Raw genomic sequence first — 22,171 nt, 5'->3', positions numbered from 1 at the left:
ACGCCTTCGCGTCAGCTATTTGGCGTTCCCCGTGGTCTTCCTGGCCTGCTCGACGTACCTGTTGGTGAAGGTCTTGCTGACGTCGATCTTGGCGTTGGCCACCTCGGGCGAGCCGACGCTGAACACCGCGAGCACGGCATCCGCGCCCTTCGGGTCCATCTTGCCGGTTTCAGAGAACATCGGGATCGTGTTCTTCAGTGCGGCGAGATAGAGATCCTTGTTCTTGCCGACCGTCTCCTCCGGCATCTTCGCCATGATCTCCTCAGGCGAATGCGAATGGATCCAGGCGAGCGTGGCGAGGATCGCGTTGGTGAGCGCCTGGGTCTCCTTCTCGTGCTTGGCAACCCAGGCCGCGGTCGAGTACAGCGCGCCGCCGGGATATTCGCCACCGAAGGTCTCGAGCGTGTCCTTCTGCGTGCGGGTGTCGGACAGGATGCGCAGATCCTTGTGGTTGCCCTGGAGCACGGTGACGGAGGGGTCGAGCATCACGGCCGCGTCGATCTGGCCCTGCTCCATCGCGGCGACCGCGGTGGCGCCGAGGCCGACGCCGATCACGGCGGCGCTGGTCGGATCGATGCCGTTCTTCTTGAGCATGTACTTCAGGAAGAAGTCGGTCGAGGAACCGGGCGCGCTGACCCCGACCTTCTTGCCGGCGAGATCCTTGACCGACTTGATGTCGTTGGTGCGCGAGGGCGCGACCACGAGCACGAGGCCGGGATAGCGGTCATAGACCACGAAAGCCTGGAGCTCCTGCTTCTTGGCAGCCAGATTGACGCAATGGTCGAAATAGCCGGACACGACGTCGGCGCTGCCGCCGAGCACGGCCTTGAGCGCGTCCGAGCCGCCCTTGAGGTCGACCAGCTCGACATCGAGGCCGGCCTTGTCGTATTCGCCGAGCTGCTTGGCCAGCACCGTCGGCAAATAGCACAGGCAGGAGCCGCCGCCGACCGCGATGGTGACCTTGCTTTGCGCCGCGGCAAATCCGGTGGTGAGCGTCAGTGCGAGCAGCGCCGCGGCGAGCCTGGCAATCGTGTTCTTCATTGGTTTCCTCCGTTCGGCCGGCGGCACCATAGAGCAGCGCGACGGGCTTGAGAAGCGTGGCCTAAGGCACTGGCCATCGGCCTTTTGGCGCAATAGCATGCGGGTACAACAACAAACTCGTGATGGGGAGGATCATCCATGAATCGCCTTGCAATCGGGCTGTCGATCGCCGCCGCCTTTGCCGCCGGATGCGGCGCGAACCAGCTGCTCCGGCCGGCGCTCGCCGCCGAGAACATCACCGCGCAGATCATCCACACCGGAGAGATGGAAGGCGATGCGCTCGGGGCCGCCAACAATGTCGGCTACCGCTCAAAAATGTTCGCGAGTGCCGACGGCGCCACGATCTCGATCCAGGTCGGCAATGTGCCCAAGCACATGCATCCCAACACCAACGAGATCCAGTACATTCTCGATGGCACCGGCACGATCTGGCTCGGCGACAAGGAGGTCACGGTGAAGCCGGGCGACCTCGTCATCATTCCGAAGGGCACGCCGCATGGCGGCACCAAGCCGATCAGCGGACAGGTCAAGGCGATCGCAATCAAGACGCCGCCCCAGGCGCCCGACGACACCAAGCTGCTGGATTGAGGCTTCGCGACCGGGGGCCCGCGCCGATACGCGGGTCCCGCCTCGCGCCTAGCCCCGCCCATCCGATGCGGTCGGCCGCCACACCAACAGGCGCCGCTCCACCAGCGTGACCCCATAGTCGATCAGGATGACGAAGGCCGACAGCACGAACATGCCGGCGAACACGCCGGCGACGTCGAACACGCCCTCGGCCTGCTGAATGAGATAGCCAAGGCCCGCCGCCGAACCCAGATATTCGCCGACGACCGCGCCGACCACGGCAAAGCCGACCGAGGTGTGCAGCGAGGAGAACATCCAGGACAGCGCCGACGGCCAATAGACGTGCCGCATCAGCTGCCGCTCGCTCATGCCGAGCATGCGGCCATTGTCGAGCACGGTGCGGCTGACCTCCTTGACGCCCTGATAGACGTTGAAGAACACGATGAAGAACACCAGGGTCACGCCGAGCGCGACCTTGGACCAGATGCCGAGCCCCAGCCACAGCGCGAAGATCGGCGCCAGCACCACGCGGGGCAGCGCGTTGACCATCTTGACATAGGGGTCGAATACAGCTGCGACCAGCGGCTGGCGCGCGAACCAGAAGCCGACCAGCACACCACCGGCCGATCCGATCACGAAGGCCAGGATCGATTCCGCCAGCGTGATGCCGAGATGCTTCCAGATCACGCCGGAGGCGAACCACTTCACGATCTGGCTGAAGACGTCGAGCGGGTTGGAGAAGAAGAACGGCGGCAGCAGGATCTTGCCGAACACGGGGACGGTCGACAGCACTTGCCACAGCACGATGCAGACGACCGCGACCAGGACTTGGAGCGCGAACAGCGTCGGACGCGACATCAGACCGCCTCCGCCGCTTGGGTGGATTGCGCGTAGCCCTTCATCACCTCGTCCTTGAGCACGCTCCAGATCTCGCGGTGGAGCGCGTGGAACTCCTTGTCCAGCCGCACCTCGAAGATGTCGCGCGGGCGCGGCAGGCTCACGCGCCAGTCGCCGATGATACGCGAGGACGGCCCGGCCGACATGATCACGACGCGGTCGGCGAGCGCGATCGCCTCTTCGAGATCATGGGTCACGAACAGCACGGCCTTGCGGTCGGCATTCCAGAGATCGAGCAGCAGATTGCCCATCACCTGGCGGGTCTGTGCATCCAGCGGCCCGAACGGCTCGTCCATCAAGAGGATTTTTGGATCGCGGATCAGCACCTGCGCCAGCGCCACGCGCTTGCGCTGGCCGCCCGAGAGCATGTGCGGATAGCGACCCGCGAACGCGCCAAGGCCGACGGAGGTCAGCCATTTCTGCGCGCGCGGCAGTGCCTCGGCGCGCGGCGTGCCCTTGATCTCCAGCCCGATCGCGACATTGTCGAGCGCGGTCTTCCACGGGAACAGCGCGTCGGCCTGGAACAGGTAGCCGGCATCCCGGTTCAGCCCGGCGAGTGGCTGGTCGAATATCCTGACGCTGCCGGCGGCCGGCTTCAGCAGCCCGGCCGCGACGTTGAGCAGCGTGGACTTCCCACAGCCCGTGGGCCCGACAATGGCGACGAACTCGCCTTGCGCGACCGCAAGATGCGCTTTCTCCACCGCCGTATAGACCCGCCCGTCCCCGAGCCGGAACGCAACCTTGGCATCTTCCAGCGCCACTGCCGTTGGCGTTGACATATGTTCCCTCCGAACTTGGCCCGATGCCTTAGCCGCTCGCGCGGCCAAGTTCAATCAAGGCGCCAAGCGTGCTACGCATGGGTCTTCTCATTCCCTCCCTCCGTGGGCGGGTCAGCAAGGTGAGCCCCTGCCCGATGCCGTCCAGGCCGATGATTGGCTATGCCCACGTCACCAAGAGCTTCGGCTCGCTCAAGGCCGTGGACGATCTGTCGCTCGACATCGCCGAGGGCGAGTTTGTGGCGATCGTCGGCGGCTCGGGCTCCGGCAAGACCACGCTGCTGCGGCTCGCCAACCGGCTGATCGAGGCCGATGGCGGCACCATCACGATCGAAGGCGAGGACGCGCAAAGCGTCGATCCGGTCGCGCTGCGGCGGCGGATCGGCTACGTGTTCCAGAGCGGCGGGCTGTTTCCGCATTTGAGCGTCGCCGACAATATCGGGATCACGCCGAAACTGCTGGGCGAGCCGGCGGCCGATATCGCAGCACGTGTCGACGAGCTGCTGGGTCTCGTGCAGCTCCACCGCAACGCGCATCGCAGGCGTCTGCCGGAGGCGCTCTCCGGCGGCCAGCGCCAGCGCGTCGGCGTGGCGCGGGCACTGGCGGCGAGGCCGCGCATCGTGCTGATGGACGAGCCGTTTGGCGCGCTCGATCCCCTGACCCGCGATGCCCTCGGCGAGGATTATCGTTCGCTGCATCGCAAGCTCGGCCTGACCACCGTGATGATCACCCATGACATGACGGAGGCGATCCTGCTCGCCGACCGCATCGCGGTGATGCACAGCGGACAGCTGCTCGCGCAGGGCACCCCCGCCGCGCTCTCGAAGAGCAGCGACGCTTACGTGCTGGAGCTGCTGCGTACGCCGCGGCGCCAGGTCGAGCGGCTGAACGCGCTGCTGCCACAAAGCGGTGCGGCATGAGCTTCCTCGCCGATCCACGCTGGGGCGAGGCGCTGGCGCATCTGCCCGATTATCTCGGCAATCATGTGCGGGTGAGTCTTGCCGCGCTCGCGCTCGGCCTTGCCGTCAGCCTGCCGCTGGCGATGCTGACGCGCAACCGCCCGGCGCCGCGAGCCATCCTGCTCGCAATCGCCAGCATCGTGCAGACGGTGCCGGGCCTGGCGCTGCTCGCGCTGTTCTATCCGCTGCTGCTGCTGGCCGCCTCGGTGACGCTGGCCTGGTTCGGCGTGTCCTTCTCGGCGTTCGGCTTCCTGCCGGCGATGCTGGCGCTGGCGCTCTATTCGATGCTGCCGGTGCTGCGCAACGGCATCACCGGGCTCAACGGCATCGATCCCGCGCTGATCGAGGCCGCCAAGGGCGTCGGCATGACCGCGCGGCAGTCGCTGGTCATGGTCGAGCTGCCGCTGGCGCTGCCGGTGATGATGGCGGGCATCCGCACCGCCGCGGTGTGGGTGATCGGCACCGCGACGCTGTCGACGCCGATCGGCCAGACCAGCCTCGGCAATTACATCTTCGCCGGGCTTCAAACCCAGAACTGGGTGTTCGTGCTGTTCGGCTGCTTTGCCTCGGCCCTGCTCGCGCTCGCCGTCGACCAGCTGCTCGGCCTGATCGAGAGCGGTCTGCGCCGCCGCGGCCGCGCCCGAACCGCGCTCGGCGCGGCCGGAATCGCAGCGCTGGTCGCCGCAACGCTGGTGCCGACGATGGGGCGCTCGTCGCAGGGCTACGTCGTCGGCGCCAAGACCTTCGCCGAGCAATATGTGCTGTCGACGTTGATGGGGGACCGCCTCCAGGCCGCCGGTCTGTCCGCAACGGCGCGCTCGGGCCTCGGCTCCAGCGTGATCTTCGGGGCGTTGAAAGCCGGCGACATCGATCTCTATGTCGATTATTCCGGCACGCTCTGGGCCAACCAGCTGCATCGCACCGAGATCAAGCCGCGCGCAGAGCTGTTGACGGATTTGAAGACAAGCCTGGCAAAGGACAACATCACCCTGCTCGGCGAGCTCGGCTTCGAGAATGCCTATGCGCTGGTGCTTCCGAAGAAGCGCGCCGAGGCGCTTGGTATCCGCACCATTGCCGATCTCGCCGCGCATGCATCGACGCTATCGATTGCCGGCGACTACGAGTTCTTCTCGCGCCCGGAATGGGCGGCGCTGCAAAAGGCCTATGGCCTCTCATTCCGCGCCCAGCGCCAGATGCAGCCCGACTTCATGTATGCGGCGGTTGCGAGCGGCGAGGTCGACGTGATCGCCGGCTACACCAGCGACGGGTTGATCGCGAAATACGATCTGGTCGCGCTGGACGATCCCAGGCACGCGATCCCGCCCTACGACGCCATCCTGCTGCTGGCCCCGAAACGTGCCGGCGACGAGCGGCTCAAGACAGCGCTGCAGCCACTGCTCGGCAAGATCGACATCGCCACCATGCGCGAGGCGAATCTACGCGCCAGCGGCAACGACGCGAATTCCTCGCCGGATGCGGTGGCGAAATGGCTATGGGAGAAGGTAGGCGGGCGGTAGGCCCGGATTTCGTAGGGTGGGCAAAGGCGCGAAAGCGCCGTGCCCACCGTCTCTCAACACACGCGACGGGATGGTGGGCACGCTTCGCTTTGCCCACCCTACGATCTGACGCCGCTTGGTGAGCACCTCAGGGTGGACGGTCAAAGAGTATCGCTTGCGGCCAAAGCAAGCCGGCTACAGCCCCCTGATCATCCCCGCATTGATCAGCAGGCGGTTCAGCCGCCGCGCTTCGGCGCCGTCCTTGCAGCTGTAGAAAACGCCCTTGCAGCGGAGCATGATCTCCTTCTGCTCGGCGAAGGACGGATCGAGCGGGATGCCGGCGGCCTCCTGGATCACCAGCGGCAGATAAGGACCGTCGATCGTGTCCATCACGGCCTCGCTTCTGACCGGCTCGAAATTGACGGCATCGATCGCATAATAGGTCGCGTAGAGACGCGGATCGTAGGCGTCCAGCTTCTTGCCGACAGCGCCCTCGTCGAGCCCGGGCTCGAGGATACCCGGTGCAAACTCAGGCTGATGATCGCCATAGCGCACGATCAGGAAGGGCTCGCCCGGGAACGTCTTCTTCAGGCCCGCGACGAACGCCTTGTATTGCTCGGCGCTGATCGCCTGCCTGCGCAGATATTCGTCGATGGAAGCCACATTGCCCGGCGCGCGCCAGTTCGGCAGCAGGTCGGGACGGAAGCGCGTCTCCCAGGGGAAATGATTGGCACCGAGATAGATGAAGGTGAACAGCGGCTTGTTGGGCGGCTGCTGACCCATCAGCTGGAGCGCCTTGTCGTAGAAGAAGCCGTCGGGCTCGACGTCCTTGGCACCGAGGTCCTTGGCGTCGAGGAAGCGTTCGATGCCGGTCGTTATCTGGAAGCTGCGCGCGGCCATGAAGCCGCCATGGGCGGGATAGAGCGACATCGTGTCGTAGCCGCAACGGCGCAGCGCCAGCGGCAGGCCGCGCTCGACGCGGTTCGAGGCGATGCGCGTCACGAAATAGGCGAAGCGGCCGAACGAGCGCGACGAGAGGCCTGCGAGCACGTTGTATTCGGTGAACCAGCTCGGCCCGCCATTGCTCTCGGCCAGGAACGTGCGCTGCCTGCCGTCCCAGGATTTGAAGTGGCTGCCATAGCCCTGCGGCACCTTGATGCCCTGGGCGGCGCGGATGTCGAAGCTCGATTCATCATGGATCATGATGATGTTCGGCCGGCGGCCGGCCGGATGGCAGGAATCGACCAGCGGCATGTTGAGCCGCTCGTTGGTCGCGGCGGCCGATTCCATGAAGCCGTATTGCACGAAGTCGGAGACGGAGCTGACGCCGGAGCGGAAGAATTTCGACAGATAGCCGTCGTCGTAATAGCCGCGCCAGGCTTCGTCCGGATGATAGAGCGAATAGCCGACCAGCGCGGCAAGGCAGGCCAGCTTGCAGGCGAGCGCCGGCAGACGGCGGATACGGAACGGATCGAGCCACCACAGCGCATACATCAGCGGCAGCGTGACGAAGCCGGCCAGGATCACCGACCAGCGCAAATTCGGGAAGATCGTGAACAGGAACGCGACGGTGTCGCGGTCGATCATCATCAGGTCGATGAAGTTGACCGTCATCTGGACGACGTCGTGCTTGAGCCGCGACAGCAGCACCAGCACCACGACCATGGTCAGCGACAGCGCGCCGGAGAGCGCCGGCCGGCGCAGCAGCGTGATCCAGAAAAAATTGAGGATGCCCCAGGCCAGCGCGAAGGAGAGGCGCGAGCCGAAATCGGTCTCGGTCTGGTACATCAGCGCGAGCGCGGCCAGATGCGGCGCGGCAACCGCGAGCAGCCGCCAGATGCCGAGCGCGGCGACGCTGGCGAGGACGGCGGTGGCGGCAGAAGGACCTGGATTGGGCGCGGACGCCATCGACGACACGCAACAGCTGGTCCGGCGCAATGATACCTAGCCGTCTGGCCGGCCCAAGGCGGGAATAAGGGCGGCTAGGGCGTCCGGCGCAGCCGGAAAGCCTGCACCGTGTCATAAAACTGTAACTGAACGGTCAAGGACAGGCAACGCGCGCCGTGATCCGACCTTCGCTTAATGTTTCGCGGGCGGCGATGGGCCGCAGGCCGGACAGGCTGGACGGCTCGGGTCTTGGGCCGCCACCTGCTCTTCCGGTACAAGCTGGGGCATGGTCGGGCTTCGACCGCGGGCCGGAGGCCGCGCGGCTTGCGGCCGGGGCGAACTGAGCGTCAGTCACCCCTGCGGCAGCAGCCCGAGCCGCTTGGCGATGATGCGATCGACCGTCCGTTTCGGCAGTACGGCGCCGATCAGATGGCGCAGCGGGTCGGGCGTGATCTGGTAGCGCACCTTGGGGCTTACCGCTATCAGCGCCTCGAACACGATCTCGGCGATCCGCTCGGCCGGCAGGCCCTTCGCGCCGAGGTCCATCATGAAGGCCATGACCTTGTTCAACGCCGGCAGATAGGGCGAGTTCTGGTAAACGGACAGATCTGTCTGTTCGGCCTTGCTCCAGATCGGCGTCTTCACCGCGCCGGGGGCGACGATGATGACGTCGATGCCGAACAGCATCAATTCGCGGCGCAGGCTTTCCGACAGTCCCTCGACGGCGTGCTTGGAGGCGCAGTAGGGCGCCGACAGCGGATTGCCGTTCTTGCCCGCGACCGAGCTGATCATCACGATCCGCCCCTTCGGCCCCTTCAGCGACGGGTCCGCCCCGAGCAGCGGCCCGAACGCCTGCGTCGCGATCACGGGGCCGATGACGTTGATGTCCATCTGGCGGCGGAAATCATCGGCCGACAATTCGAGCACGGGGCCTGCGACCGCGATGCCGGCATTGTTGACGAGGCCGGCCAGCGTCTCGCCGCCCAGCGCCTCGCGGACTGTTCGCGCGGCAGCAAGGACCGCAGCCTCGTCGGTGACGTCGAACAGCAGCGGCGTGAAATTGGCGCCGAGCTCGGCCTTGAGCCTGTCGGCATCGGCCTGCTTGCGGACGCTGCCGAACACGCGAAAGCCGCGCTCAATCAGAAATTTTGCTGTGGCCCAGCCGATGCCGGTGGACGCACCGGTGACGACGACAGATCGCATGATCTTCTCCCCTGAAGTTCACGCGATCATGCCTTGGATTCTTACCCATGTCCCGGACAAGCGCCGAGCCGGGACCCAGGAGCCGCATTGGGCCCCGGATCAGCAGCGCAACACCACAGTGCTGCGCTGCGTCTGGGGCACAACGGCTTAGTTCTTCGACTTGTCGACCAGCGCGCCCTTCTTGATCCAGGGCATCATGTCGCGCAGCTTGGCGCCGACCTCCTCGATCGGGTGCTGGGCGAGCTTGGCGCGGGTCGCCTTGAACGAGGTCTGGTTGACCTTGTTCTCGAGCATCCAGTCGCGGGCGAACTTGCCGCCCTGGATGTCGGCGAGAACGCGCTTCATCTCGGCCTTGGTCTCGGCGGTGACGATGCGCGGGCCGGTGACGTACTCGCCATACTCCGCAGTGTTGGAGATCGAGTAGTTCATGTTGGCGATGCCGCCTTCATAGATCAGGTCGACGATCAGCTTCACTTCGTGCAGGCACTCGAAATAGGCCATCTCCGGCGCGTAGCCGGCTTCGACCAGGGTCTCGTAGCCGCCCTTGATCAGCTCGACCAGGCCGCCGCAGAGCACGACCTGCTCGCCGAAAAGATCGGTCTCGCACTCTTCCTTGAAGGTGGTCTCGATGATGCCGGCGCGGCCACCGCCGACAGCCGAAGCATAGGACAGGCCGAGGTCATGGGCGTTGCCCGAGACGTCCTTGGCGATCGCGATCAGGCAGGGCACGCCGCCGCCGCGCTGATACTCCGAGCGCACGGTGTGGCCGGGGCCCTTCGGCGCGATCATGAGCACGTCGAGATCGGCGCGCGGGTCGAGCAGGTTGAAGTGGACGTTGAGGCCGTGCGCGAACACCAGGGCGGCGCCCTTCTTCATGTTGTCGTGCAGGTGCTCGCGGTAGATGTCGCCCTGGAGCTCGTCCGGGGTCAGCATCATGACGAGGTCGGCCCATTTGGCGGCTTCGGCGACTTCCATCACCTTGAAGCCGGCGGCTTCCGCCTTCTTGACCGAGCCCGAGTCCTTGCGCAGCGCAATGGCGACGTCCTTGACGCCGGAATCCTTCAGGTTGAGCGCATGGGCGTGGCCCTGGCTGCCATAGCCGACGATGGCGACCTTCTTGCCCTTGATCAGGTTCAGGTCGGCGTCGCGATCGTAATAAACACGCATGGGTCGTTTCCTCGTTCAGGTGGCCAGAATCGGCCGTTGGTCAGGTCTTGGCAGTGAAATTTGCGGATTTCGGGGGCTGTCTAGAGCATTTTCAGCCCCCTGGGAAACCCGTTTCTGCATGGAAAACTGCGGCATCATGCATCCATGAAGACGGGGTAGAGGGAGACCAGCAGCAGGATCGCCATCAGGATATTGAAGGCGCGGACCAGCCGCTCGGAGGTCAGGACCGGCCGCAACGCGGTACCGAACAGCGCCCAGACCACGCACGACACTGACCCCACCAGCAGGCTGATCAGGGTCTGGATCGCGATGTTGAGCGGGAATTGGGCGATGGCCGCAAAGGCGGTGATGGTGCCGATCACGATCACCCAGCCCTTGGCATTGATCCACTGGAACATGGCTGCGCCCCAGAAGGTCATCGGACGGCGACCATCACCTTCACCCGGCTTGGTCGGGCCGGACATGGCGATCACGGCAGCAAGATAAACGAGATAGGCCGCACCGGCATATTTCAGGAGAGTCTGGAGGATCGGGTAGGCCAGGAACGCCGAGCCGAGCCCGAGGCCGACGGCGGCGATCATGAAGGCGAAGCCGATGACGACGCCGACAATGTGGGGGATGGTGCGGCGGAAGCCGTAGGTCAGGCCCGAGGACAGCAGCATGATGTTGTTCGGCCCGGGCGTGAAATACATCACGACCATGAAGATCAGGAAGGCGTAGAACAGCGACTGGGACATGCTCACCTCACGCCGTTTTCGGCAACGGTTCTTCGGGTAACGCCTTGGGCCGCTTCGCCAGCACCATCACCGCGATACCGCCGATCACGGTCAGCATGCCGGCCAGCCGCAGGGGTCCGAACCGCTCGCCGAACACGATGCTGGAGGCGGCCGAGCCGACGAACGGGACCAGCAGCGCGAACGGCACCACCAGCGCGGCGGGATAGTCGCGCAGCAGCCGGCCCCAGAGCCAATAGGCGATGCTGGTCGAGATGGCGCCGATCACCAGCAGGCAGATCAAGCCGGTCAGTGACATGTGGATCAGCGACTCGAAGGTCGGCATTGGCCCGTTGACGACCAGTGCAAGCGCAAACAGCGGCAACGCGGCGGTGAGGCAGAGCCAGGCAAACAAATCGAACATCGGCGCGCCGCGGGCGCCGCGCAGCAGGAGATTGCCGACGGCAAAGCAGATCGGAGCGATCATCAGCACCGCAAATGCAGCGACACTGAAATCATAACCAACCGTGCCGCAGATCATGAGCAGGCCGATCGCCGCGATGACGATGCCGAGCGTCTGGACCGGCGTCGGCCGTTCGCCGAAGGCGATCGCGGCAAATCCGATGGTGAACAGGGCCTGGCTCTGCACCACGACGCTGGTCAGCCCCACGGGCACGCCATGGGCGATACCATAGGCCTGGCTCAGGAATTGACCGAGGAACAACGTGAAGCTGATCGCGATCAGAAGCGACCATGCGACTTTCGGCTTGGGGATGAACAGGCACGGCAGCGCGGCGATGGAAAAGCGCATCGCGGTCATCAGTTCCGGCGAAAACTCGTCGAGCGCGATCCGGCTTGCCACGAAGGCAAGCCCCCAGATGATCGCCACCAGGATGGCGATGAGGATATCGGCCGGCTTCATTGTTGTTCTCGGTTCTGCCCTGTCGTGCAGCCCTGTTGTTGTCGTCTAGCCTTGCTCGCCGGCTCTTGGTTTGCGCAGCAGATACGTGCCGTGCATCGGTGCGTGGTAATCGGCCGAGACCAGCGTGAAACCGACGTCGGTCAGCATCCGCTCCATCACCCAGCCGAAGGTGGAATATTCGTCGCGCATATGCATCACCACGCCCTCGCGCGAAAAATCGTGGTTCTTGATGTGGTAGTCGGCCCATTGCTCCACGTCGCGCTCGATCGCGTCGGGCATGGAGGCATAGACGATATCGCGCAGATAGAAGCTCGCGCCCGGCTTGAGCGCGCGAAAAATTCGCGACATCGCGACCGCCTTCCAGAAATCCGGCAAATGGTGCAGCGTGAATTCGCTGACGATCAGATCGTAGGATTCCGGCCGATAGGCGAAGCTGAGCAGGCCGGCGGACTGGGTGCGCACGGGCGCCTTGCGATCACGCGCGTAGATCTCGGCAAGCGCCAGCATCGCCGGCGAGATGTCGATGGCGTCGACCTCGGCACCCAGCAGCGCGGCTTCGGTCGCCAGCACGCCGTTGCCGCAGCCGATGTCGGCGATGCGCCAGCCGCGCTGGACTCCCAGCATTTTCAGCGCGGCGCGCGCCCGCAGATCGGCATCGTCGTGGGCGTCGTAGATCGAGGCCACCGCGGGCTCGATCCCCATCCGGTTCCGCTCGTTATAGTACCAGTCGCGCGCCAGCATGGTTCACATCCCTTCGGGCCCGCGGCCGATCGCGGCAACACCGGTGCGCGACACCTCGACGAGGCCGAGCGGGCGCATCAGGTCGATATATTGATTGATCTTGTCCGTATTGCCTGTGATCTCGAACACAAAGCTCTCGGTCGTTGCGTCGATCACGCGGGCGCGGAACGCATCCGCGAGCCTGAGCGCCTCGACCCGGTGCTCGCCCTGCCCGCGCACCTTCACCATCGCCAGCTCCCGCTCGATCGAGCGCCGGGTCTGGGTCATGTCGACGACCTGGTAGACCGGAATCATGCGGTCGAGCTGGTTCTTGATCTGCGCGATCACCATCGGCGTGCCCGTGGTGACGATGGTGATGCGCGACAGGTGCTTCTGGGCCTCGGTTTCGGAGACCGTAAGGCTTTCGATGTTGTAGCCGCGGCCCGAAAACAGGCCGATGACGCGCGCGAGCACGCCCGGCTCGTTCTGCACGAGCACGGCAAGCGTGTGCGTCTCGTTCGGATCGTGGCGCTCTTCGATGAAGTAGGCGGATGCGGGCTGGTTCATTGTCGTCCCCTCAGATGTCTCGCGTCACACCAGCGCCTTGCCGCCGGCGAAAGCCTTGGCGGTGGCCTCGTCGTTGGCCTGCTCCGGCAACAGCATCTCGTTGTGCGCCTTGCCGGACGGAATCATCGGGAAGCAGTTTTCCAGCGACGCGACGCGGCAGTCGAACAGCACCGGGCGCTTGACCGAGATCATCTCCTGGATGGCACCGTCGAGATCGCCGGGCTTGTGCACCTGGAAGCCGACGCCGCCGTAAGCTTCCGCGAGCTTGACGAAGTCCGGCATCGCCTCCGAGTAGGAATGCGACAGCCGGTTGCCATGGAGCAGCTGCTGCCACTGCCGCACCATGCCCATGTACTGGTTGTTCAGGATGAAGATCTTGATCGGCAGCTCGTACTGAACCGCCGTCGACATCTCCTGCATCGTCATCTGCACCGACGCATCGCCCGCGATGTCGATGACCAGGCTGTCGGGATGGGCAACCTGCACGCCGACCGCGGCCGGCAGGCCATACCCCATGGTGCCGAGACCGCCTGACGTCATCCAGCGATGCGGCTCCTCGAAGCCGAAGAACTGCGCCGCCCACATCTGGTGCTGGCCCACTTCCGTCGTGATGTAGGTATCCTTGCCGCGCGTCGCCTCGAACAGGCTCTGGATCGCGTGCTGCGGCAGGATGATGTCGTTGCTCTTCTTGTAATAGAGCGAGTTGCGGGCGCGCCACTGCGCGATCTGCTGCCACCACGCCTTGATGTCGGGCTTCTTCGCCTCCGCCTTGAACACCTGGAGGATGTCGCCGAGGATGTTGCCGCAATCGCCGATGATCGGCACGTCGACGCGGATGTTCTTGTTGATCGAGGACGGGTCGATGTCGATGTGGATCTTCTTCGAGCCCGGCGAGAACGCGTCGACGCGGCCGGTGATGCGGTCGTCGAAACGCGCGCCGACGCACAGCATGACGTCGCAATCATGCATCGTCATGTTGGCTTCGTAGGTGCCGTGCATGCCGAGCATGCCGAGCCAGTTCTTGCCCGACGCAGGGTATGCGCCGAGACCCATCAGCGTCGAGGTGATCGGAAAGCCGGTGACCTCGACCAGCTCGCGCAGCAGCCTGGTCGCCTCGGGGCCGGAATTGATGACGCCGCCGCCGCTGTAGATCACGGGGCGCTTGGCATGGGCGAGCAGCGCCACGGCCTTGCGAATCTGCGTCGCATCGCCCTTCACGCGCGGCGCGTAGGAGCGGTGCACGTCGGACTTGCGCGGCGGATGATAGGTGCCGGTCGCGAACTGCACGTCCTTGGGAACGTCGACCAAGACGGGGCCGGGACGGCCCGTGGTCGCAACGTAGAACGCCTCGTGCAGCACTTTTGCGAGATCGTTGACATCGCGCACCAGCCAATTGTGCTTGGTGCAGGGGCGCGTGATGCCGACGGTGTCGCATTCCTGGAACGCGTCGTTGCCGATCAGATGGGTCGGCACCTGGCCGGAGATGCAGACCAGCGGGATCGAGTCCATCAGCGCGTCGGTGAGCGGCGTCACCATGTTGGTGGCGCCGGGGCCGGAGGTCACCAGCGCAACGCCCGGCTTGCCGGTCGAGCGCGCATAACCTTCGGCGGCATGGCCCGCGCCCTGCTCGTGACGGACCAGGATGTGCTGGACCTCGCTCTGCTGGAAGATCTCGTCGTAGATCGGAAGCACCGCGCCGCCGGGATAGCCGAAAATGTCGGTCACGCCGTGATCGATGAGCGCGCGGACGATCATCGCGGCGCCGGTCATCTGGTTCGGATCGTGGCTCTTGTCGCTCATTGGCTTGCTCCGGATGCGCTGTTGTCAGCGGCTTCGTTCGTGTCGGGTTCGGGAAATAAAAAAGGCCCCGAAGAGGGCCCATGCACACCGCCTGTCATGTGGATGGCAGCTAGCCACCCCCGGCGGTGTGCCTGGGTACGACGGCGATAAGGAGTTTGGTAATAATGTTACGCATGGCAGGTGCCCGGCTTCCCAAAGGTTGCGCGAAACATAGCGGCCAAAGCCTGGATGTCAAGGCGATGCGGCCGTTCCCGCGCGATTTTGCAAGTGTAGCGGTGTTCCCCGGGTTCGGCGAGAGGTAAATTCGGGAACCCGGACAGAAAAGCGCCTCAGGCGGGGTCGCGGGCCGCGTTCACGATAGCGACGAGCCATCCCCTCGCCTCCCCGGGCTTCACCCATTCGAACTCAGGCAATTGGTGCCGGAACCAGGTGAATTGCCGCTTGGCATAGTGGCGGGTGTCGGCGCGGCCGATTCCTGCGGCGTCCTCCAGGCTGAGCTCACCGCGCAGATGCCGCATCAGGGCCGGCACGCCATGAGCCTTCATCGCCGGCAGCAGCGGATCGAGATGTCTGGCGGCGAGCTGCTCGACCTCGCTCAATGCACCGGCGCCCAGCATGGCATCGAAGCGGGCATCGATGCGGGCGTAGAGTTCGTCGCGCTCGGGAGCGAGAAATACCGCGTGAAAACTGTCCTTCGGCAGCAGCGGCGGCTGGCCCTCCCGGTGCCAGTCGAGCAGCGAACGGCCGGTCGCCTCGACCACCTCGAGCGCACGCGCGATCCGGGTGCGGTCACGCAGGTTCAATCGCCCGGCCGCACTGGGATCACGACGCGCCAGTTCCGCATGCAGCGCCTCCGCACCGTTGCGTTCCAGCCGCGCGCGCACGTCCTCGCGTATCTCGGCAGGAATTGGCGGCACCACGGAGAGCCCCGCCGTCAGCGCCTTGAAATAAAGCCCGGTGCCGCCGATGAAGATCGGCAGACGGCCTTCCGCTTTCGCCTCTTCGAGCGCCTTGGCGGCATCACTCACCCAGGCGCCGGCCGAAAAATTCACGGCTGCATCGATGTGACCGTACAGGCGATGCGGCGCGCGCGCTTCCTCGAATTGTGTGGGACGCGCCGTGATGATGCGGAGGTCGCGATAGACCTGCATGGAATCGGCGTTGATGACGACCCCGCCCGTGCTGAGGGCAAGCTCCAGCGCCAGCGCCGACTTGCCGCTGGCGGTCGGGCCTGCGATAAGCACGGCCTTGCCAACATGGCTTCTGCTGACTTGCCCCTCGCTCACGAAAACCTCAAATGTCCCTCGTCGCCACGCTGATCTGCAACCCCGACAATCCCGCGCTCGACTCGACCATCGTCGATGGCGCCCGCGCCGTGCTGCCCCAGGCGGCGCCCGCGCACTGGCTGTTCGACGGGGTTGCGGTCGACATTCCCTTCGGCGCCGACAGTAACCTCGAAGGCGACCGTCACGCCATCGAGGAGCGGCTCCGTGAGCTTCGCGGCGACCTGCCCGTCGACATCGTCGTGCAGCCAGTCGGCGCCCGGCGCAAGAAGCTTTTTCTCGCCGACATGGATTCCACCATGATCGGCCAGGAATGCATCGACGAGCTCGCCGATCTCGTCGGGATGAAGGCCCACGTCGCCGCCATCACCGAACGCGCCATGCGCGGCGAGATCGAGTTCGAGCCGGCGCTGCGCGAGCGCGTGGCGCTGCTGAAGGACCTGCCCGCCGGCGTGGTCGACGAGGTGCTGGCCAAGCGCATCACGCTGACCCCGGGCGGCCGTGAGCTGGTCGCGACCATGCGCGCCCACGGCGCCTATACCTGCCTCGTCTCCGGCGGCTTCACGCTGTTCACGACCGCAGTCGCCGCCAAGATCGGCTTCCAGGAGAACCGCGCCAACGAGCTCGTCGTGCGCGACGGCAAGTTCACCGGCGAGGTGAAGGAGCCGATTCTGGGCCGCGCGGCAAAGCTCGCGACGCTGGTGGATCTGATGGAGTCGTTCGATCTCGACGACATCGACTCGGTCGTGGTCGGCGACGGCGCCAATGATCTCGCCATGATCCAGGCCGCGGGGCTGGGCGTCGCCTATCACGCCAAGCCGGCCGTGGCGGCCGCGGCTGCGGCCCGGATCGACCACGGCGATCTCACCGCGCTGCTGTATGCGCAGGGGTATCGGCGGGACGAGTTCGTGGAGGGGTAGCCTTTCTCGCGGCGCACTCCGCACCCGTAGGGTGGGCAAAGGCGCGCTGGCGCCGTGCCCACCATTCTTGCTGCGGCGGTGGAAAGACGGTGGGCACGCTTTCGCTTTGCCCACCCTACGAGACCGCGCCCGAAACTACTGCACGCTCAGCGCCACGAACCGCAGCTCGCCGTCGGCGTTCGACACCAGCAGCAGCACCGACTTCTTGCCGTCCTTCTTGAGCTGGTCGACCCGCTTCTGGATGTCCGCGCCACTGGAGACGGCCTCCTGCGCCACCTCGACGATGACGTCGCCGGCGGAGAGGCGCTTCTCGGCGGCGTCGGAATTGGCGTCGACATTGGTGACGACCACGCCCTTGACGCTCTCCTTGATCTTGTAGCGAGTGCGCAGATCCTTGTTCAGCGCCGCAAGATCAAGGCCGAGCGCCTTCTGCGTCACCAGCTTCTCGGGCGCGGGCTCGTCGGTCTTCACCGCGGTCTGCACCTTCTCGGGATCCTGGAGACGGCCGAGCGTGACCTTCTTGGTTTCTTCCTTGCCCTTGCGGATGATGATGACGTCGACTTCCTTGCCGACCGCCGTGTCGGCGACGACGCGGGACAGGTCCTTCGGATCCTTGACGTCCTTGCCGTCGAACTTGACGACGACGTCGCCCGGCTCGATGCCGGCCGGCTTGGCCGGGCCCTTGTCGTCGACGCCCGCAACCAGCGCGCCGCGCGCCGGCTTGATGTTGAGGCTTTCGGCGATCTCGTCGGTAACACTCTGGATCCGCACCCCTAACCAGCCGCGGCGCAGCTCGCCGAACTGACGGAGCTGGTCGACGACGCCCGCGACCGTCTTCGAGGGCACGGCGAAGCCGATGCCGATCGAGCCGCCGGAGGGCGAGATGATCAGCGTGTTGACGCCGATGACGTCGCCATCGAGGTTGAACAGCGGACCGCCGGAATTGCCGCGGTTGATGGATGCGTCGGTCTGGATGTAGCTGTCATAGGGACCCGAGGAGATGTCGCGGTTCTTGGCCGAGACGATGCCGGCCGTCACCGTGCCGCCCAGGCTGAACGGGTTGCCGATCGCGACCACCCAGTCGCCGAGACGCAGCTTGTCGCTATCGCCGAACTTCACCGCGACCAGCGGCTTGGTCGGCTTGAACTTCAGCACCGCAAGGTCGGTCTTCTTGTCGACACCGACCAGCTCGGCCTTGATCTTGGTACCGTCGTTGAGGATGACGTTGATCTCGTCGGCATCCGCGATGACGTGGTTGTTGGTGACGACGACGCCTGATGTGTCGATGATGAAGCCGCTTCCGAGCGAGTTGGTCTTGCGCGGCGGCGGGCCGCCGTCTCCGCGCTCGCCACCCTTGCTGCTGCCGCCCGGACCTTTGCGGTTCTTGAAGAAGTCGTCGAAGAACTCCTCGAAGGGCGAGCCGGGCGGCAATTGCGGCATGGCGTTGCTGCCGCCGCCCTTGGCTTCGACGGTCTGCGAGGTCGAGATGTTGACGACCGCGTCGATCACCTTCTCGGCGACGTCGGCGATGCCCTCCGGTCCGCGCGCATAGACCGGCGTGCCGAACGCGCTGAAAGCAGCGACGGCGAGCGCGGCCAGCCCAATTCGCACACCAAGTCGCGAGCGGGACGGGGCAATGGTGGCAGCGGTCATTGTGATCTCCAGAGAGAGGGATTCGGCGCCAGACTGCGCTTGACGGGAGGACGGCGCAAGCGCGGAGCTTAACGGGCCTCAGAACCCCGATAATACGGCGAAAACCGGTCTGTCGCCTTCACTTTGGCGTTGGCGCGACGCCTAAATGGGGCGCCGCATAACCCAGATCAGGACCAGGCCGACGACGGCCGAACCGATCCCGACCGCCCGCAGGATGTTGTCCGGCGTGGCGATGGCGCTCTTCATGGCCTTGCGCATCCAGTTAGGACTTGCCGCGAACATCAAGCCTTCCAGCACGAACAGGATGCCCAAGCCGATGAGGAAGTCGGCGAACGCAATGGACCTCATCGGATTGGAACCTCCCGTTATGCTATTCTTGTCTGGACGAAGGGCGGCGAGATCCGCCGCCCTTTGTCTAGCTTACGGCTTCGCCGGCGTCTCGGTCGCAATCTTGCCGGACGGGTTACTGAAGTACCGGAAGAAATCCGAGTCCGGCCGCAGCAGGAAGCGGGTGTCGTTCGACTTCAGCCCGTTCTCGTAGGCCGTCATCGACCGGTAGAAGGCGAAGAAGTCGGCATCCTTGCTGTAGGCTTCGGCGAACAGGCGGTTGCGCTCGGCATCGCCCGCACCCCGGGTCTGCTCGGCCTGCGAATTCGCTTCCGCGACGATGACGGTCGCCTCACGATCGGCCTTAGACTTGATCTCCTGGGCCTTCTGGCCGCCCTGTGCGCGGAACTCGGCCGCCTCGCGCTCGCGCTCCGTCTTCATACGTTGATAGACCGCCTGGCTGTTCTGCTCCGGCAGGTCGGCGCGGCGGATCCTGACGTCGACGACCTGGATGCCGTAGCCGTCGGCCTCGCGATCGAGCTGGTCGCGGATGCGCTGCATCAGCTTCTCGCGGTCGTCGCGCACCACGTTGATGAAGGTGACCTCGCCCAGCACGCGGCGCAGCGCCGCGTTCAGGAGCGTGGTGAGCTGGATGTTGGCAGCCTGGATCGAGCCGACGCTCTGATAGAAGCGCAGCGCATCCTTGATGCGGTAGCGCGCGAAGGCGTCAACCACGAGCCGCTTCTGATCGGAGGCGATCGCTTCCTGCGACGGGTTCTCCAGGTCGAGAATCCGCTTGTCGATGTTGATCACCGAATTCCACGGCGCCTTGAAGTGCAGGCCGGGTGCGGTGACGACGTCGACGGGCCGGCCGAACTGCAGCACGATGGTCTGCTCGGTCTGCTGCACCGTGAATAGCGACATGTAGCCGACGATCACGACGAGCAGGAGCCCAAGCAGAGTGACGATACCTGTGACCGGGGACCTCATCGGCTACCTCCGCTCGACTGCGGACCGGTGGTAGGTGGCCGCTTGGTCGTCAGTTCGCCGAGCGGCAGATAGGGCACGATGCCCTGGCCCGAGGGCCCGCCGTCATAGACGAGCTTGTCCGCGCCGCCGAGCACGCGCTCCATCGTCTCCAGATAGATCCGTTCACGCGTCACGTCGGGCGCCTTCTTGTATTCCTCGTACACCTTCAGGAAGCGCGCGCTCTGGCCCTTGGCCTCGGCAACCGCCTGCTCCTTGTAACCTTCGGCGGCTTGCATGATCTGCGCCGAGCGTCCGCGCGCCTGCGGCACCACCTGGTTGGCGTAGGTCTGTGCCTCGTTCTGCAACTGCTCGAGATTGGCGCGCGCCGCCTGGACGTCGCGGAAGGCGTCGATCACCTGCGCCGGCGGATCGACCTTCTGCATCTGCACCTGGCTGACCTGAATGCCGGCGCCGTAGCTGTCCAGAGTCTTCTGGATCAGCTCCTGCACGCCCTGCTCGGTGACGTTGCGCGCGCCGGTGAGGATCGGCTGGATCTGCGAGCGGCCGATCACCTCGCGCATCGCGCTCTCGGAGACCGCCTTCACGGTGCCTTCGGGATTCTGGATGTTGAAGAGGAAGTCGCCGACGCCATCCGGCTTGATGCGCCAGAGCACGGTGAAGTCGACGTCGACGATGTTCTCGTCGCCGGTCAGCATCAGGCTCTCTTCCGGCACGTCACGAATGGAGCGGCCGCGCCGCGCCGGATCGTCGATCAGCGTCATGCCGATGGAGATGGTGTTGACGCGCAGCGCCTTGGGCAGCAGCACTGTCTCGATCGGATAGGGCAGATGATAGTTCAGGCCCGGCTGCACGGTGCGAACATGCTTGCCGAAGCGCAGCACGACGCCGAGCTCTTCGGACTGCACGCGGAAGAAGCCCGACAGCAGCCAGAACGCGACGATCAGCAGCACGATCAGCGTGATGCCGATGCCGGAGAAATAGCCGCCCGGCATGATCTGCTGGAGGCGGTCCTGGCCGCGCCGCAGAAGGTCTTCCAGATCCGGCGGCCTCGGCCCGACCGGTTGCGGGCCTGAGCCCCATGGTCCCTTCGGACCCGAGCCCCATGGGCCACCGCCCTGATTCTTCCACGGCATTCGACGCTCTCCTCGGCAGGGTGGAATTGCCCCCGCCCGCTTTGTCCGGTCCGGCTTTATAGGGGACAGGCAAGTCCCTTACAACGCAGCGGCGCCCGTCTTCCGAGCTATGCTCGGGCACGAAAAAGTCAATGTAAACATTGACGAAAGCGGTTAATGGCCGCGCCGCCGACGATATGTCACATAGGAGAAGTCGGCGCTGTCGTCGGGGCCGGCAGCATGGCGGATACGTTCAACCTCGTCCCATTCCGCCTTGTCGATGTCGAAACGCGTGTCGCCTTCGGGGCGCGCGTGCACTTCGGTGACTTCGAGGCGATCGGCCCGATCGAGCCATTGCCGATAGATCTCGGCGCCGCCGATCACCGCGATCTCGGTGACCGAACGCCGCAGGGCGTCGCCAAGCGCAACCGCGCCGGCATCCGCGGCCGATGTCGTGACAATGGCGCCGTTGGCGCGATAGGCCGCATCGCGCGTGATCACGATGTTGGTGCGGTCCCGCAGCGGCCGGGGCAAGGATTCGAAGGTCTTGCGGCCCATGACCACGGGCTTGCCGATCGTCAGCGCCTTGAAGCGCGCCATGTCGGATTTCATGCGCCACGGCATGGCGTTGCCGGCGCCGATGACGCCGTTCTCCGCGATCGCGACGACGAAGACGATCTCCATCAGGGCGCACTCCCGGCAAGCCGCGTCAGCGCCGGCCCGGTGACACGGCACAGCGTCCAGTCCTCCATCATGACCGCGCCGAGCGATTTGTAGAACGCGATCGACGGCGCGTTCCAGTCGAGCACCGCCCATTGCAGGCGGGACCAGCCGTTCTCGACGCATTCCTTGGCGAGATGGACCAGCAGCGCCTTGCCGAGGCCCCTGCCCCGGTGCGACGGCCGCACGTAGAGATCTTCGAGATAGATGCCATGGCGGCCGCTGAACGTGGAGAAATTCGCAAACCACACCGCGAAGCCGACCGGCTCGCCGTCCCACTCGGCGATCGCGCAATAGAGTTGCGGTCTCTCGCCGAACAGCGCGTCAGCGATGTCGGCCTCGGTCGCCTCGACCTCGTGCGAGAGCTTTTCGTATTCGGCGAGTTCTCGGATGAAAGCGAGAACGAGCCCGGCTTCGCCCGGGCGCACACGGCGGATGTTGAGCGACATCG

General features: G+C 65.3%; 22 protein-coding genes. 4 read left to right on the top strand and 18 right to left on the bottom strand.

The window, feature by feature from the left end; all coding sequences use genetic code 11:
- Positions 1–15 precede the first annotated feature (15 nt).
- The gene (locus XI03_RS22605; RefSeq protein ID WP_271593384.1) at positions 16–1,041 is read right to left on the bottom strand and encodes an ABC transporter substrate-binding protein; all 1,026 of its coding nucleotides are present in this window, start codon (positions 1,039–1,041) and stop codon (positions 16–18) included.
- Between the two features lie 138 nt (positions 1,042–1,179).
- Between XI03_RS22605 and XI03_RS22600 the strand changes: the two genes are divergently transcribed.
- On the top strand, positions 1,180–1,629 hold the full coding sequence (locus tag XI03_RS22600) for a cupin domain-containing protein (RefSeq protein WP_028145436.1): 450 nt from the start codon (positions 1,180–1,182) through the stop codon (positions 1,627–1,629).
- Between the two features lie 48 nt (positions 1,630–1,677).
- On the opposite strand, the gene XI03_RS22595 is transcribed toward XI03_RS22600, so the two are convergent.
- Both XI03_RS22595 and XI03_RS22590 read right to left on the bottom strand, forming a co-directional pair.
- Positions 1,678–2,466 (bottom strand): ABC transporter permease, encoded by a 789-nt coding sequence (locus tag XI03_RS22595; RefSeq protein WP_038947610.1) that lies wholly within the window; start codon positions 2,464–2,466, stop codon positions 1,678–1,680.
- Positions 2,466–3,284 (bottom strand): ABC transporter ATP-binding protein, encoded by an 819-nt coding sequence (locus tag XI03_RS22590; RefSeq protein WP_271593383.1) that lies wholly within the window; start codon positions 3,282–3,284, stop codon positions 2,466–2,468. Before XI03_RS22590 ends, XI03_RS22595 begins: the two co-directional genes overlap by 1 nt.
- A gap of 134 nt (positions 3,285–3,418) precedes the next feature.
- Between XI03_RS22590 and XI03_RS22585 the strand changes: the two genes are divergently transcribed.
- Together XI03_RS22585 and XI03_RS22580 are read left to right on the top strand one after the other, a co-directional pair.
- Positions 3,419–4,201 carry an ATP-binding cassette domain-containing protein gene (locus XI03_RS22585; RefSeq protein ID WP_271593382.1) on the top strand — a complete coding sequence of 261 codons (783 nt, stop codon included), beginning with the start codon at positions 3,419–3,421 and terminating at the stop codon, positions 4,199–4,201.
- The gene (locus tag XI03_RS22580; protein WP_271593381.1) at positions 4,198–5,757 is read left to right on the top strand and encodes a glycine betaine ABC transporter substrate-binding protein; all 1,560 of its coding nucleotides are present in this window, start codon (positions 4,198–4,200) and stop codon (positions 5,755–5,757) included. Before XI03_RS22585 ends, XI03_RS22580 begins: the two co-directional genes overlap by 4 nt.
- Positions 5,758–5,931: 174 nt before the next feature.
- On the opposite strand, the gene XI03_RS22575 is transcribed toward XI03_RS22580, so the two are convergent.
- The 9 genes from XI03_RS22575 to miaA all read right to left on the bottom strand — a co-directional run bounded on the left by XI03_RS22575 (position 5,932) and on the right by miaA (position 16,001).
- On the bottom strand, positions 5,932–7,644 hold the full coding sequence (locus XI03_RS22575; protein ID WP_271593380.1) for a sulfatase-like hydrolase/transferase: 1,713 nt from the start codon (positions 7,642–7,644) through the stop codon (positions 5,932–5,934).
- Between the two features lie 330 nt (positions 7,645–7,974).
- Positions 7,975–8,826: an SDR family oxidoreductase gene (locus tag XI03_RS22570; protein WP_271593379.1), complete on the bottom strand. Its 852-nt coding sequence runs from the start codon at positions 8,824–8,826 to the stop codon at positions 7,975–7,977.
- A gap of 147 nt (positions 8,827–8,973) precedes the next feature.
- The gene (gene ilvC, locus XI03_RS22565) at positions 8,974–9,993 is read right to left on the bottom strand and encodes a ketol-acid reductoisomerase (RefSeq protein WP_028145443.1); all 1,020 of its coding nucleotides are present in this window, start codon (positions 9,991–9,993) and stop codon (positions 8,974–8,976) included.
- 134 nt (positions 9,994–10,127) lie between these two features.
- The gene (locus XI03_RS22560) at positions 10,128–10,730 is read right to left on the bottom strand and encodes a LysE family translocator (protein ID WP_161966379.1); all 603 of its coding nucleotides are present in this window, start codon (positions 10,728–10,730) and stop codon (positions 10,128–10,130) included.
- 7 nt (positions 10,731–10,737) lie between these two features.
- Entirely contained in the window at positions 10,738–11,628 is an 891-nt protein-coding gene (locus tag XI03_RS22555) for an EamA family transporter (protein WP_095426104.1), read from the bottom strand.
- A 45-nt stretch (positions 11,629–11,673) separates the two neighbouring features.
- Complete coding sequence (locus XI03_RS22550; protein WP_028145446.1) at positions 11,674–12,369, bottom strand: class I SAM-dependent methyltransferase; 696 nt, start codon at positions 12,367–12,369, stop codon at positions 11,674–11,676.
- A gap of 3 nt (positions 12,370–12,372) precedes the next feature.
- Positions 12,373–12,915, bottom strand: coding sequence for an acetolactate synthase small subunit (gene ilvN / locus XI03_RS22545; RefSeq protein WP_028145447.1), 543 nt, complete (start codon positions 12,913–12,915; stop codon positions 12,373–12,375).
- Between the two features lie 24 nt (positions 12,916–12,939).
- Positions 12,940–14,715: an acetolactate synthase 3 large subunit gene (locus XI03_RS22540; protein ID WP_038947617.1), complete on the bottom strand. Its 1,776-nt coding sequence runs from the start codon at positions 14,713–14,715 to the stop codon at positions 12,940–12,942.
- A gap of 329 nt (positions 14,716–15,044) precedes the next feature.
- Positions 15,045–16,001: a tRNA (adenosine(37)-N6)-dimethylallyltransferase MiaA gene (gene miaA, locus XI03_RS22535; RefSeq protein ID WP_271593378.1), complete on the bottom strand. Its 957-nt coding sequence runs from the start codon at positions 15,999–16,001 to the stop codon at positions 15,045–15,047.
- A gap of 11 nt (positions 16,002–16,012) precedes the next feature.
- Between miaA and serB the strand changes: the two genes are divergently transcribed.
- The gene (gene serB / locus XI03_RS22530) at positions 16,013–16,918 is read left to right on the top strand and encodes a phosphoserine phosphatase SerB (protein WP_028145450.1); all 906 of its coding nucleotides are present in this window, start codon (positions 16,013–16,015) and stop codon (positions 16,916–16,918) included.
- Between the two features lie 135 nt (positions 16,919–17,053).
- Here the strand turns inward: serB and XI03_RS22525 are convergent, their stop codons facing one another.
- From XI03_RS22525 to XI03_RS22500, 6 genes are all read right to left on the bottom strand, one after another.
- Positions 17,054–18,571: a Do family serine endopeptidase gene (locus XI03_RS22525; protein WP_271593377.1), complete on the bottom strand. Its 1,518-nt coding sequence runs from the start codon at positions 18,569–18,571 to the stop codon at positions 17,054–17,056.
- 141 nt (positions 18,572–18,712) lie between these two features.
- Entirely contained in the window at positions 18,713–18,919 is a 207-nt protein-coding gene (locus tag XI03_RS22520) for a DUF2065 domain-containing protein (protein WP_028145452.1), read from the bottom strand.
- A 72-nt stretch (positions 18,920–18,991) separates the two neighbouring features.
- Positions 18,992–19,888, bottom strand: coding sequence for a protease modulator HflC (gene hflC / locus XI03_RS22515; protein WP_271593376.1), 897 nt, complete (start codon positions 19,886–19,888; stop codon positions 18,992–18,994).
- Positions 19,885–21,021 carry an FtsH protease activity modulator HflK gene (gene hflK / locus XI03_RS22510; protein WP_028145454.1) on the bottom strand — a complete coding sequence of 379 codons (1,137 nt, stop codon included), beginning with the start codon at positions 21,019–21,021 and terminating at the stop codon, positions 19,885–19,887. The genes hflC and hflK overlap by 4 nt, the downstream gene beginning before the upstream one ends.
- Before the next feature lie 153 nt (positions 21,022–21,174).
- Positions 21,175–21,684 (bottom strand): dihydrofolate reductase, encoded by a 510-nt coding sequence (locus XI03_RS22505; RefSeq protein ID WP_028145455.1) that lies wholly within the window; start codon positions 21,682–21,684, stop codon positions 21,175–21,177.
- Positions 21,684–22,169, bottom strand: coding sequence for a GNAT family N-acetyltransferase (locus tag XI03_RS22500; protein WP_038971207.1), 486 nt, complete (start codon positions 22,167–22,169; stop codon positions 21,684–21,686). The genes XI03_RS22505 and XI03_RS22500 overlap by 1 nt, the downstream gene beginning before the upstream one ends.
- Positions 22,170–22,171: the final 2 nt, after the last annotated feature.

It is taken from the genome of Bradyrhizobium sp. CCBAU 65884 (genome assembly GCF_028128835.1).
Lineage (GTDB): Bacteria > Pseudomonadota > Alphaproteobacteria > Rhizobiales > Xanthobacteraceae > Bradyrhizobium > Bradyrhizobium ottawaense.
Note: the sequence above shows the minus strand (reverse complement) of the source record. Positions and strands in the feature narration are given on the sequence as shown.